General features: G+C 66.7%; 15 protein-coding genes. 7 read left to right on the plus strand and 8 right to left on the minus strand.

The genetic code is table 11. The annotated features are described in order from the left end of the window. Window positions 1-11: 11 nt before the first annotated feature. The gene (locus NNX37_RS06465; RefSeq protein ID WP_255791470.1) at window positions 12-491 is read right to left on the minus strand and encodes an excalibur calcium-binding domain-containing protein; all 480 of its coding nucleotides are present in this window, start codon (window positions 489-491) and stop codon (window positions 12-14) included. A gap of 163 nt (window positions 492-654) precedes the next feature. Continuing rightward, window positions 655-1,248 carry a hypothetical protein gene (locus NNX37_RS06470; RefSeq protein WP_255791471.1) on the minus strand — a complete coding sequence of 198 codons (594 nt, stop codon included), beginning with the start codon at window positions 1,246-1,248 and terminating at the stop codon, window positions 655-657. A 217-nt stretch (window positions 1,249-1,465) separates the two neighbouring features. Between NNX37_RS06470 and NNX37_RS06475 the strand changes: the two genes are divergently transcribed. Then, complete coding sequence (locus tag NNX37_RS06475; protein ID WP_227920787.1) at window positions 1,466-2,755, plus strand: adenylosuccinate synthase; 1,290 nt, start codon at window positions 1,466-1,468, stop codon at window positions 2,753-2,755. A gap of 54 nt (window positions 2,756-2,809) precedes the next feature. Here the strand turns inward: NNX37_RS06475 and NNX37_RS06480 are convergent, their stop codons facing one another. From NNX37_RS06480 to NNX37_RS06490, 3 genes are all read right to left on the minus strand, one after another. After that, window positions 2,810-3,205 (minus strand): VOC family protein, encoded by a 396-nt coding sequence (locus NNX37_RS06480; RefSeq protein ID WP_255791472.1) that lies wholly within the window; start codon window positions 3,203-3,205, stop codon window positions 2,810-2,812. Window positions 3,206-3,312: 107 nt separating this feature from the next. Then, window positions 3,313-4,308 carry a DUF2804 domain-containing protein gene (locus tag NNX37_RS06485; protein ID WP_255791473.1) on the minus strand — a complete coding sequence of 332 codons (996 nt, stop codon included), beginning with the start codon at window positions 4,306-4,308 and terminating at the stop codon, window positions 3,313-3,315. A 54-nt stretch (window positions 4,309-4,362) separates the two neighbouring features. Further along, entirely contained in the window at window positions 4,363-4,848 is a 486-nt protein-coding gene (locus NNX37_RS06490) for a MarR family winged helix-turn-helix transcriptional regulator (protein ID WP_255791474.1), read from the minus strand. A gap of 67 nt (window positions 4,849-4,915) precedes the next feature. Here NNX37_RS06490 and NNX37_RS06495 point away from each other — a divergent pair, with 67 nt between their 5' ends. The 5 genes from NNX37_RS06495 (at window position 4,916) to NNX37_RS06515 (ending at window position 8,598) form a co-directional block, all read left to right on the plus strand. Further along, the gene (locus NNX37_RS06495; RefSeq protein WP_255791475.1) at window positions 4,916-5,737 is read left to right on the plus strand and encodes an alpha/beta fold hydrolase; all 822 of its coding nucleotides are present in this window, start codon (window positions 4,916-4,918) and stop codon (window positions 5,735-5,737) included. Between the two features lie 147 nt (window positions 5,738-5,884). Further along, the gene (locus NNX37_RS06500) at window positions 5,885-6,691 is read left to right on the plus strand and encodes a carbon-nitrogen hydrolase family protein (protein WP_255791476.1); all 807 of its coding nucleotides are present in this window, start codon (window positions 5,885-5,887) and stop codon (window positions 6,689-6,691) included. Between the two features lie 194 nt (window positions 6,692-6,885). Next, window positions 6,886-7,446, plus strand: coding sequence for an RNA polymerase sigma factor (locus NNX37_RS06505; RefSeq protein WP_255791477.1), 561 nt, complete (start codon window positions 6,886-6,888; stop codon window positions 7,444-7,446). Continuing rightward, window positions 7,430-8,203 (plus strand): hypothetical protein, encoded by a 774-nt coding sequence (locus NNX37_RS06510; RefSeq protein WP_255791478.1) that lies wholly within the window; start codon window positions 7,430-7,432, stop codon window positions 8,201-8,203. The genes NNX37_RS06505 and NNX37_RS06510 overlap by 17 nt, the downstream gene beginning before the upstream one ends. A gap of 134 nt (window positions 8,204-8,337) precedes the next feature. Continuing rightward, a complete protein-coding gene (locus NNX37_RS06515; RefSeq protein ID WP_255791479.1) occupies window positions 8,338-8,598 on the plus strand; it encodes a hypothetical protein in 261 nt (86 codons plus the stop codon). A 24-nt stretch (window positions 8,599-8,622) separates the two neighbouring features. Here the strand turns inward: NNX37_RS06515 and NNX37_RS06520 are convergent, their stop codons facing one another. From NNX37_RS06520 to NNX37_RS06530, 3 genes are all read right to left on the minus strand, one after another. After that, complete coding sequence (locus NNX37_RS06520; protein WP_255791480.1) at window positions 8,623-9,456, minus strand: ABC transporter permease; 834 nt, start codon at window positions 9,454-9,456, stop codon at window positions 8,623-8,625. Beyond that, the gene (locus tag NNX37_RS06525; protein WP_255791481.1) at window positions 9,453-10,502 is read right to left on the minus strand and encodes an aliphatic sulfonate ABC transporter substrate-binding protein; all 1,050 of its coding nucleotides are present in this window, start codon (window positions 10,500-10,502) and stop codon (window positions 9,453-9,455) included. The genes NNX37_RS06520 and NNX37_RS06525 overlap by 4 nt, the downstream gene beginning before the upstream one ends. A gap of 110 nt (window positions 10,503-10,612) precedes the next feature. Then, complete coding sequence (locus tag NNX37_RS06530) at window positions 10,613-11,437, minus strand: ABC transporter ATP-binding protein (RefSeq protein WP_255791482.1); 825 nt, start codon at window positions 11,435-11,437, stop codon at window positions 10,613-10,615. A 389-nt stretch (window positions 11,438-11,826) separates the two neighbouring features. Here NNX37_RS06530 and NNX37_RS06535 point away from each other — a divergent pair, with 389 nt between their 5' ends. After that, entirely contained in the window at window positions 11,827-12,432 is a 606-nt protein-coding gene (locus NNX37_RS06535; protein WP_255791483.1) for an alpha/beta fold hydrolase, read from the plus strand. Window positions 12,433-12,477 lie beyond the last annotated feature (45 nt).

Here is a 12,477-nt window from a genome sequence, read left to right on the forward strand (position 1 = left end):
ATCCGTATCTGTTATTCCTGGCTGGCCAGGCGGCGCCGCACCACGAACGTTCCACCGGCAGCGGCTGCCAGCACCAGACCGCCGCCGAGGGCCAGGACTCCCGCATTGGACTCCTCCGGCTCCTGGGCGATGCCCGTGTTGGCTCCGCCGGACGGCATCCGGTCCACTTGCCCGCCACCGCCTCCGGCTGGAGGCGCCATGGTTTCACTAGGACTCGGGCTGGGAGTGGGCGGTGTGGTGGGGTCAACCATGGTCATATCGTTGTCGGCATCGCAGCCGAAGCCGTCTTTGTCCCGGTCCAGTGCCGAGGTGTATTCCGGGTCACCGGCAGGAATATTGGTCCTGCCGGCGGCCCTCGCCTCGGCACAGGTGGCGTACCCGGGAACGGATACGGATGGTGCGGCCGGTTCCGCGGCCAGAGCCGGCGTCGCCGCGAAGAGTCCGAAACCGGTGATGGCCGTCAGAGTGAGGCCGGCTGTTGTCTTCTTCATGTGATTCCCTGCTTCCTGAGTAAAGGAGAGCATCCGGGTGTTGGATGACTCTGAAAGCGTAGGGATCCAGGTAATTGGTGCGCTCCCCCTAAGTACGAAATTGGGTCCGGGAGCACCGAAATAGTTCAGCAAGGCAAAGGTTGCCCCCGCGCAACGGCTTGCTTCAGGGCAGGATCGTGGTGGTGACGGCGACAATCTGCGGGGCGGCCGGAACGGAGCTGAACCCGAACTTCACCGGCGGTTCGACCGGACGCAGCCCGCCCAGGTCCCTGCCGTCCCACGTGGCCGTTGCACCCGCCAGCGTGCGGATGGACCGGACACCGTAGAACTCGCGCCGCCCGCCACCGGCAGATCCAGCGGTCTGCACGCCCGGAACCAGCAGCCCGGCCACGGGATTAACCAGCTTCGACCACCACGGTGCAACGGCGAGAGGCGCCGGCACACGTTCCAGGACCCGGCCCAGGAGGGTCACCGGACCCAACAGTGCTTCCAGCCGCAGCGGCCCCGCGGCCACCCGGAGCGCTTCCGGGGAAAGGACCGCGTCCACCGGGGCCACCACGGTCCGGTCGAACCGGTAGGTTTCGCCGACATACTGCGCTGCGGCGTCGGACGGGGCCAGCAGTGTCCGCACACCGGCGTCGTCCTCCGCCATCACATCCGTGAACGCGCCCAGCGGAGACTCGAGCCAGTGCCCAACCACCAGCCTCGTGCCGGAGGAGGTGCCAAGACCTGCAATGTAGCCGCGGAACCGGTCCATGCGCCTTACGCTACCTGCGAAGCACAGCAGATAGTTCCCTCGACAGCGGATTACCGAGTGAGCAACGGCATGATCGGCTAAACTTGGCAGGTAAGAGCCCCGCAAACTTGCGCCGAGGTACGCCGTGAGGCAGGAGGCGCAGGTTCAGGGGCGTTCTCATGCACGGAAGCGGATCTGCAACAGCAGCTCCGGCCCGTATCTAATGGGGGAGGATCCCATGCCCGCTATTGTCATCGTCGGCGCCCAGTGGGGCGACGAAGGTAAAGGTAAGGCCACCGACCTGCTCGGCGGCCGCGTCGATTACGTCGTCAAACCCAACGGCGGAAACAATGCCGGCCACACCGTCGTCGTCGGCGGTGAAAAATACGAACTCAAGCTGCTGCCCGCCGGCATCCTCAGCCCCAACGCGATTCCGGTGATCGGCAACGGCTGCGTAGTGAACCTTGAGGCTCTCTTCGCCGAGATCGACGGCCTCGAATCCCGCGGCGCGGACACCTCGAAGCTGCGGATTTCCGCCAACGCGCACCTGGTGGCCCCGTTCCACCAGGTGATGGACAAGGTCACCGAACGCTTCCTGGGCAAGCGTGCCATCGGCACCACCGGCCGCGGCATCGGCCCGGCGTACATGGACAAGGTCGCCCGGCTGGGCATCCGTGTACAGGACATCTTCGACGAGTCCATCCTGCGCCAGAAGGTCGAAGGCTCCCTGAAGCAGAAGAACCAGCTGCTGCTGAAGGTCTACAACCGCCGCGACATCGACGCCGAAGAGGTCGTGCAGTACTTCCTCTCCTACGCGGACCGGCTGCGGCCCATGGTCATCGATTCCACCTACGAGCTGAACTCCGCGCTGGACGAGGGCAAGGTCATCCTCATGGAGGGCGGCCAGGCCACCTTCCTGGACGTGGACCACGGCACCTACCCGTTTGTCACCTCCTCCAACCCGACCGCCGGCGGCGCATCCGTGGGCTCGGGCATCGGCCCCACCCGGATCACTCGCTCCGTGGGCATCATCAAGGCGTACACCACCCGCGTCGGTGCCGGTCCGTTCCCCACCGAACTGTTCGACGACATGGGCCTGTACCTGCAGAAGACCGGCGGCGAGTTCGGTGTGAACACCGGCCGGCCGCGCCGCTGCGGCTGGTACGACGCCGTCCTGGCCCGCCACGCTTCCCGCGTCAACGGCTTCACGGACTACTTCGTGACGAAGCTGGACGTACTCACCGGCATCGAAAAGATTCCGGTGTGCGTGGCATACGACGTCGACGGCGTGCGGTTCGACGAGATGCCGATGACGCAGACCGATTTCCACCACGCCAAGCCGATCTTCGAGTACTTCGACGGCTGGACCGAGGACATCACCGGCGCCAAGACCCTTGAGGATCTGCCGGACAATGCCCGGAACTACGTGCTGGCGCTGGAGAAGATGTCCGGCACCCGGTTCTCCGCTATCGGCGTCGGCCCGGACCGGGACCAGACCATCGTGGTGCGGGACCTCATCAACGAGTAAATCCACAACGTACGGAAGGCCCGCAGCCCTTGAGGCTGGGGGCCTTCTGCGCGTTTACCGGACGGCCTGCCTATCCGGGGCCGCTTCGGAGCGGCTCAGCACGCAGAACTCGTTGCCCTCCGGATCGGCCAGCACCACCCAGTCCACCTCGGTGCCCTGCCCGACGTCGGCCCGGACCGCGCCCAGCGCGAGCAGCCGTTCCACTTCCTGATGCTGAGTACTGCCGTGCGCTGCCCGCAGGTCCAGGTGCAGCCGGTTCTTGAGGGTCTTACTCTCGGGTACGGGGATGATGTCGATGTCCGGACCTGCCCTGCCGTCAGCCCGAACCAGCGAAATGACGTCGGCGTCGTTGGTTTCCGCAATCCGGTAGCCCAGCGCCTGGGTCCAGAATTCCGCCAGCCGCGGCGGATCTGCCGCATCGAGGGCAATGGATGAGATGACAAGGGTCATGGAACTCTCCTGTCCGGCGGGGGAAATGATTCCCGAAGCTAACAGGGGCCGGGACGCCGGTCAACGGGCGGGTTCCGCTCCCGGAACCGGTGCCGTCGGCGCCCGGCTCACCAGCGGTTCCGGGCCTCCTCGATCCAGCCGCCCAGACCGTCCAGGGAGTACCCGGTGCCGTCCGGGGTGCGCGCCGTTCCGGTCCAGGTGCCGAACGCCTGCCAGGTCCGGGCGCTGATCACGACGGCGTTCGTCGCCGCCACCCGCCGGTGGAACGGGGTGAGCACGGCATCGATCCAGGGTCCATGCACGCGCCAGGTCGACGCCGGATCGGCGAGGTCGTACTCGAACTCCAGTTCGCCGTCGTAATGGTGCAGCTGGCCGTCCACGATCAAGGCGTTTTCCGTGGCCGGTGTTCCGGCGGTCCACTTGCCGCCGATCTGCAGCCCGAGCCGGGTGCCGTCCACCGTGCCCGAGCCGACGCCCCAATTCCAGCGCTGCGAATACGGCCAGCGGCCGCGGCCACGGTCCAGCACCGCGAAGGATTCCTGCCCGCCCACCGCATACTCGCGCCCGTCCACGGTCACCGTGCCCGACACCCGGCGGGCCACATCCTTGAGCGTGTACTGGTAACGGCTAGCTGACCACGGCACCACCACCCCGAGGACATCTCCGTCCGCTTCAGCGAACAGGTCCGCCGAGATCCGGGAAGATGACGCCTGCAGGCGGGTGCCGCCGTCGGCGTCGTGGAAGCGCAGGCTCGCCCCGCCGAAGGCGCCGAACGCCGTCAACGGCGGCAGCGCATCCGGCAGGGAGACATCCGCGTAGGAGGGCAGGATCTTCAGCGGCTCCAGGCTGGTCTCCTTCCCGGTGCTGCGTTCGAACACGTACAGCTGCAGGGTGGAGGCGTAGTCCAGATGGGCAATGGTCAGGCCGACGGCAAGCTCGGGGGTGAGGATGCCCCAGTACTCCCAGCGCTTGGTCCGCCAGCCGCCCTTGGCGCCCGAGGGAACCACGGGACGGTGCAGTGCGCTGCGGGCAAATCCGACGGCAGCCGGATTCAGCACGCCGGCGACAGAGCCAAGGTCAACGGGGGCAGTGATTTCATCCATGCGGCCCAAGTCTAAGGGAGCGCGAGGGATGGAACTTGCCGCCTCCGCCTCGGTCTATCCGTTGCCGGTGGGCCGCCGAGTTGCCTCCAGAATGTTCTGGAGGGTCCACATTGCTGCTTCGAAGTGTTGCTCTCCCGCGTATGTTCCCCACAGTTGTTCCAGTTCACGAACCTTCTCCGAGGCGTCCCGGAGCATCTGCAGACCCCGCGGGGTTGGCAGGATCAGTTTTGCCCGGGCGTCAGCGGGGTCGGGAACGCGCATCAGGTATCCCAGAGTCTGCAGCTCATTCACCAGTTCCGATGTGGCGGCGAGGCTGAGCTGTGCCCTTGCGGCGAGGGCCGTCAGACGGATGCCCTTCGTGCCGATATTGCCGGTGATCTGCAGGTGGGCGGGGCGGAGATCCCCGTATCCGCGCAGGTCTGCCTCTTCCAGCAGTTCACGCCGGAATTCGGCCAGGAGCCGGACCAGGAGCTGACCGACGGGGAGCCGCCTCCGATCGGAATTTTCGGTAGCGGAATCTCTTGACGGCGGCAGTGACATGGTGGAGAGTCTATGCCATAGCTTCGGAATCCGAAGCATTCCAAGCATCCGTTCTTAGGAGGCGGGCGTGGATACGAAAACAACGTCGACGGTGGTCCCCACAGCCGTCGGACCCCTCAGAATCCGCCGGATCGGCGCGGGTCCACCGACGTTCCTTTGGCACAGCATGTTCGTTGATTCGGAGACTTTTGCCTCCGTCACGCAGGAGCTCGGACGCGGGCGTGAGCTCTTCCTGGTGGACGGTCCAGGGCACGGAGACAGTCCAGGCCCCCGGCGGCTCTATTCATTGCAGGACTGCGCGGCGGCAGCGGTGCAGGTGATGGATGCCCTTCAGGTTGCCGCCCCGGTCGATTGGGTGGGTAACGCGTGGGGCGGACACGTGGGCATACTCCTGGCGGATAGCTCTCCGGCCCGCATCAGGACCTTGGTGACCATCGGAACGCCGGCCTATCCGTTGTCCGGGGCGGATCGCCGAAAGACCGCACTCCTGGTCCCGCTGTACCGTATTCTGGGCCCGCGGCCACTCAGCAAAGTTGTGGTGGACGCGCTGGTAGGGCAAGGAGCCGCCAAGAGCGCACCTTCGGCTGCCTCCGTTGTTGCCGCCGCCTTCCAACGCGGCGACCGGCGGGGAAAATACTGGGCCATGCGCTCGTTGATGCTCCGCCGTCCGGACCTCCGCCCGGTCCTGCCGCGGCTGCAGGTGCCAACACTTATGATGGCCGGCCGGGATGATCCCATGAACGACGTCGGTGAGGCGGAACGGGCGGCCCGTTCAATGCCTGCCGGTCAATTCGTTCCTGTGGAAGGTGGTGGACACGTCGCGCCGCTGCTCGTGGCTCCGGATGAGGTCACCCGGACCATTCTGGAGTTCTGGACCGCCCACGGATAGCGCCGCCAGGGTCGGCGCTGCTGCGGCACTGGCTCGTTCACCGATCTACCGCTTTCACGGAGGATCCTGCGAAAAACGAATCCTGCAGAACAACGCCTGCCTGCTCTAGGCTGGAAGAAATTCCGGTCCGGTCGAAGGTGGTCGAAAGTGTTAGTCAGCGTAGGTCAGTTCAGCCCGTCCGGTGAGGTCCGGCAGAATCTCGCCACCATGCGGTCCCTCGCCGGCAAGGCCAGGGCCGAGGGGTCCGAGCTGATCATCTTCCCCGAAGAGTCCATGTTCAGCATCGGCAAGGTGGAAGGATCCCTGGCCGCCGCCGTCGATGCCTCCTGGACCACTTTTGTCTCCCAGCTGTCCCTGCTGGCCGCCGAACTGGAGATCGCGGTCATTGCCGGCGGCTACGAGTCCAGCGGTGAGGACCGGCCCTTCAACACCCTGGTCCTGATAGACGCCACCGGACGGATCGTGGACACCTACCGCAAACTGCACCTGTATGACGCCTTCAGCTATGCGGAATCCACCCGGATCAAACCGGGCGACGGCGGCGTGAAGGTTCTGCAGGTGGGCGACCTCCGGGTAGGGGTCATGACCTGCTATGACCTGCGCTTCCCGGAACTGGCCCGGGCGCTCGCCGATCTCGACGCCGACCTACTGGCGGTCCCGGCGGCCTGGTTCAAGGGTGAGCACAAGATTGACCACTGGGAAACCCTGCTCAAGGCCCGCGCCATCGAGAACACTGTGTGGGTGGCGGCTGCGGGAACGTCCAGCTCGCACACCGTGGGCCACTCCGCCATCCTGGACCCGATGGGGGTGCCGCAGGCTGCACTGGAGGATGAACGCGAGGCCGTGGTGACGGCGGACGTCACCCGCCGGCGGATCGACGACGTACGCCAGTTCCTTCCGGTGCTCAAGAACCGCCGCTTCGCGGAAAACACGCAGATCGTGGAGGCGCACTAGGGTCGGAAAATCCGGCTCCGAAAAACTTGGCGGCGGCGTAACCTTTCCGCACCCGCCGTCGATTACCTGTGTGTAACGGCCGCGCCGAGGCTCATCCCCCCAACGAGCATCGGTGCGGCCGTTGCGCGCATGACTGTGGCGGCGGACACGGTAGCATTTGGACCACTCCCGCATCCTAGGAAAGTGAATCCGCCGTGCCTGCACCGCTTACTGAGCAGACGCTCCGTGATGCGCGTGCCCGAAAGCCCGCGGCGCTGCGGGAGATCTACGACGACTTCGCGCCGGGGATCCTCGGTTACCTCCGCTCCAAGGGGTGTGACGACCCTGAAGCACTCACGCAGGAAGTCTTCCTGACGCTGTTCGCCAAAATGGACACGCTCAAGGGCGGACTCAGAGGTGCCCGCACCTTCGCCTTCTCCGTTGCACACGCCCGCATGGTGGATGACGTCCGACGGCGCGAGCGCGAGCCGGCGACCGCCGTGTTCGATCCGGAGCTGGACCGCCGTGCCACGGAATCCGCCGAGGAAAGCGTGCTGGGTGCCGGTGCCGGAGTTGCCGCCCTCCTGGCGGGTCTGGCACCCCAGCAGCAGGAAGTCCTGCTGCTGCGCGTGGTGGCCGATCTTTCCGTTGACGAATCGGCGAAGATCATGGGACGCAGCGCCGGAGCCGTGAAGCAGCTCCAGCGCCGCGCCCTCGGGGTACTGAGAAAACAACTGGAACGGAAGGAGGCACCGGACAATGAGCGAGCATCCTGATGCGCAGGACCGACTCTATGTCCGCAGCCTCCTGGCGGAAGCAGGCGTCGAGGAAACCCCGGAGCTGGTAGAGGCGCTGTTGGCTTTGCGCAGTGAGTCCCGTGTCCCCGTACCGGAGCCCGAAGGGGAGCTGGCTGCCCTGTTTGAAGGCGCCCCCATGCCCCTTCGCCCCCGGCGCAAGGGCGGCCGCGGCATCATCCTCGGTACAGCCCTGATCGGGGCGATGGCGGTCGGCGCCGGCGGCGTGGCGGCCAACCCGGATTTCCTGGTTCGGGCGGATCCGACTCCCATAGTCAGCTTTACGCCGGAGGTGCCCACAGCGGAGGTGCCTCCGCTGGAACGGGTCGAACCCGCTGAACCGGCCGAACCCGAGGTGGCCGCAGATCCGGTGGCCCCTGCCGCGGTCACCGAGCCCGAGCCGAATGCGGTGGTAGAAGACAGCCCCGCCCTCGAGCCGGAGCCCAAACCGGACATAGTCGTTGTTCCTGCTCCGGTGGTGGAGCCGGGCGGCAGTCCGCTGCCGGGAGCCGGTGACCGGGACGGTAACGGACCCGTCCCGGACCCGCAGCCGGGCCGGAACCGGCACGACGGCGGGCACCCCGGGCATTCCGGGGACCGCGGGCAGAATTCCGGGCATGCCGGTGCCGGTATGCCCGATAGGCATGGATCCGCACACGAGGACTCCGGGCGGGGTAACGGCCGGGGCAACGACGGCGCACACCCCCACGGCCGCGGGCCGTCCGGCCCCGGCCGGTAGACCCCGTCGGCGTCCCGGGCTCCTTCCTCGGGTGAAGCCGGGTGGATCGGGGAGCTTCCCGTTGTGGTTTGGTGCGGGTGTGGGCTTAGGTAGCAGGTAGGGACGCGTGCGCCGCGGGCAGCCAGGAGGCCGGAGTGGACGAATACGTGATTGTTGTCGAGACGGGCTACAAGATGGCTTCGGCTGCCCACCGGGTGACGTTCACCGAGCCGATGGGCCGGCGGGAGGCCACCCAGATATTCCTCGACCTGATGGACGGCCAGCGGGAGGACCTGCTGCCGTCCCGGACGAACAGTTTGATCCTGGAGGTCTCGCCCATTGAATTCCTGCAGGTCCACCGGGCCATGGGCGGTTCCATGGTGCTGGACCGGGTGACGCTGACGCGCCGGCATTAGCCGTCGCCCCGGGACGCGATGCCGTCAGGTCCATTTCCTCACCGCCCGTTTCTCCGCGATGCCCAGCAGGGCATCCGTGGCCTTACCGATGACGGCCAGGGTGATGATGGCCAGGAACATCCGGTCCGTCCGTCCATTGTTCTGCGAATCCGTCAACAGGAACCCCAGTCCCATGGAGGAGGCGATCAGTTCGGCCGCGACCAGGAACAGCCAGGACTGGGCCAGGGCGAGCCGGAGCCCGGAGAAGACGGCCGGCACCACGGCCGGCAGCTGCACGGTGGTCAGCAGCTTCATCCCGCGCAGACCGAAGGCCCGGGCAGCCTCCACCAGATTGCGGTCCACATGCCGCAGGGCCAGGGCCACCGTGGTGAAGACGGGGAAGAACGCACCGATGGCGATCAGCGTGATTTTGGAGTCTTCACCGATCTTCATCCACAGGATCAGCAGCGGCACCCAGGCCAGGGACGGAACCGCCCGCAGCGCTCCGATGGCCGGTCCCAGCAAGGCATCGGCCAGCCGGGACAGGCCCAGCAGGGCGCCCAGGACCAGGCCCAGCGCGGAGCCGATGACGAAACCGGCCAGTACCCGCTGGGTGGAGATGGCAATGTGGGTGCCCAGTTGGCCGCGCTGCGCCAGGTCCGCCGCGGCGTCGTAAACCGCACCGGGAGGCGGGAGCTGGATGGCGCTGAAGATCCCGGCGGCGGCGGCGAGCTGCCAGGCCCCAAGCAGTGTGAGGGGAACCAGAAGACCCAGGCCGAGCCGGAAAAACCGGTTGTTCACGCTGAAGCCGGCCTTCGGGGCAGGATGTGCGAGAACCGAGGCGTCCTGCTCAGAAGTATGGAGGGAGGGAGTGCTCATGCTCCCGCGTCCTCTGCATTCCTGACGTAGGAGTCGTCCAGCAGGCTGTCGAGGGCCTCGTCAATCTGCTCCTGGCTGGCCACGTCTCCGGTCTCCACCAGGGTGGGACCGATCTTCGCCAGGACGCTGCGCTGCGCCTCGCCGGGGGCGGGGTCCACGTCCAGGTTGCTGCGCTCCGCGATCACTGTCTTGGCGACGGCGGGGTCCAGTCCGGCGACGTCGGCGAGGATCTGGGCGGTGTCGTCCGGATTGGCTGCAGCCCAGGCGCGGGCCTTTTCGTACGCATTGACTACTGCCTGCGCCTGCTCGGGATCTTCTGACAGGAAGGATTCGTTGGCGGCCAGGAGGCCGTAGGTGTTGAAGTCCAGGTTGCGGTAGGCCAGCCGGGCACCGTACTGTTCGGCGTCGGCCATGATCGGGTCCAGCCCGGCCCAGGCATCCACGGAACCGTTCTCGAGGGCGGTCCGGCCGTCCGCGTGCTGCAGCTGTTCCACGGTGACATCGGAAAGGCTCAGTCCGGCTTCATCCAGGGCCTGGACCAGGAAGAAGTACGGATCCGTGCCCTTGGTTGCGGCCACCGACTTGCCCGCAAGATCTGCCACCGATTCGATCCCGGAATCGGCGCCGACCACCAGGGCCGACCATTCGGGCTGGGAGAACACATCGATGGCCTTGATCGGTGAGCCGTTGGCCCGGTTGAGCAGTGCGGCGGAACCCGCGGTGGAGCCGACGTCGATGGCGCCGGACCGCAGGTTTTCATTGGCCTTGTTGGAGCCGGCGGACTGGACCCATTCCACTGTGACGCCGTCAGCGGCCAGCTCTTCCTCCAGCCAGCCCTGGTCCTTGATGATGAGGCTCAACGGGTTATAGGTGGCGAAGTCGAGCGTCAGGGTTCCGCCGTCGGCCTCCTGGACCGCGGAGGCCTCGGTGGGATCCTCCCCGGCAACGCAGCCGGCGAGGGCTAGGCCGGCCACAGCGGCGACGGCGGCAAAAGTGCTGCGGGGCTTGCGGGGCTGGGAATGAGGCTGGAACGAACGGCTGTTCATGAGGTGTCCTTAGGGAAACAGGGCGCGTAAGGGCGCAGGCTGATGGCGGTAAGTCGGAGGCAGCACGGCGCTGCTGAGGGGAGCGCAGTGCCGGGAGGTAAGGGGAGGAGCTAGTGGCGCTCGACGCCGAGCAGGGCGAGGAGGTCGCCGCGCATTCGGGCCAGCTCCGCCGAGGCGCGGTCCCGCGGGCGGCGGCCTGGAACGGTGACGACCTCGGTGATGGTGGCACCGGGGGTGCCGTCCTCCCCGCCGAGGACAATGATGCGGTCCGCCAGCTGCAGGGCCTCATCCACGTCATGGGTGACCAGCAGAACGGTGGCGGGCGCCGCCCGGTGCAGGGAAAGCAATAGGTCCTGCATCTTGAGCCGCGTCAGCGCATCCAGGGCGCCGAAGGGTTCATCCAGCAGCAGGACACCCGGTTCCCGCGCGAGTGCCCGGGCAAGGGAGGTCCGCTGGGCCATGCCTCCGGACACGGCCCGCGGCCGGTGCTTGGCAAAGGCTGCGAGCCCCACCAGATCCAGGAGCTCGGCAACCTTGGCCTTTCCCCGGCTGGCGCTCGCGGACTTCGGCAACCCGATGGCTATGTTGGCCTGCAGGGTCTGCCACGGCAGCAGCCGGGGTTCCTGGAAGGCAACGGCACAGCGGTCATCGATGCCGGACACCGGTTTGCCGTCAATCAGGATGTTTCCGGCGGTGGGAAGGTCCAATCCGGCAGCGGCCCGCAGCAAGGTGGATTTGCCGCAGCCGCTCGCACCCAGGATGGCCAGCACCTCGCCTGGACGGATGTCGAAGGTGATGTCCCGAAGGACTACGTGTTCGTCCGGACCGGAACCGAAACTCCGGCCGAGCCCGGCGAATTGAACAGGCAGGGCAGCACCCGGGCGTGCCGTGCCGGAACCGGGTGAGGACGTGGAAGAAGGCAGGACTGCAGTCATAGAAAACTCTCCATCGATCCTGGCAGTAGCACCCTACGGAAGGTGTCCTGAGCCGGGGTAACGGCTTCCTGCGACACCAGCCTCGTTATTGCCGCACCTCAAGGAGGAAATGCGGCAACCAGGGTTGCTGCGGCTTCATCGATCCAGGTCTCTCAGCCGCTCGGGATGGTCAGGCACTACTAAACCCCGGAAGAGCAGCTCCAACAAGGCCTTCACGTAATATTTCGACGCCGGACCGTTCGCCGTCCGGTTAGCTCCGGAGCCTCTGCATTCGGGGATGTCCGTTGACCCCCGCGGCGGGGCACTTCTAACCTGCCTTAAGGGCCTTGTGATGTCGGGTCCGGCCGGTTTCATCGATCACACCGATTTGAGGGGTTGCTATGGCCGCCATGTCCGCATCAGGGAAGGCGATATCCGCCGATGGAACACCCATCGCGTGGTCCCGGCAGGGCAGCGGCCCGCCGCTGGCAATCGTGGGCCCGCTGCTGGCGCACCGCAGCAGCCCTGCGACGGTGGTGCTCGCGGACGCCCTGGCGCAGAACCACACCGTCTACACCTATGACCGGAGAGGGATCGGTGAAAGCGGGATGGGCGAGGAATATACGGCGGAATCCGATGTGGATGACCTGCTGGCGGTCCTTCAGGTCGTCGGCGGATCGACGGACCTTTACGGCTTCGACGAAGGGGCGTTCCTGGCGCTGAGGGCAGCGGAGGAATCCACGGTGGTCAGCCGGGTGGTGGCCCTGGAACCCACCCTTTCCCTCGCCGACGGCGAGGACGAACTGATGGTCCTGCAGAGCGAGATCGAGGGCTTGGCCGGGGTTCGCATTCCGGTGCTGGTCATGGCGGGGAGCAGCAGCGGTGACGACACTCAAGACCTGGCGCGGCAGACCGCCGACGCCCTGGAAACCGGTGAGTTCCTGCTGGTGGAATCGGATACCCGCGGCATTCCGGATGCGGCGCTGACGGATGCCATCGAGTCTTTCCTGGCCTAGGCACCCGTTCCGGGTGCCGTCGGCAGCAGTCCTGCCGGCGTGCCG

The sequence above is a fragment of the Arthrobacter zhaoxinii genome (assembly GCF_024385505.1).
GTDB lineage: Bacteria > Actinomycetota > Actinomycetes > Actinomycetales > Micrococcaceae > Arthrobacter_B > Arthrobacter_B zhaoxinii.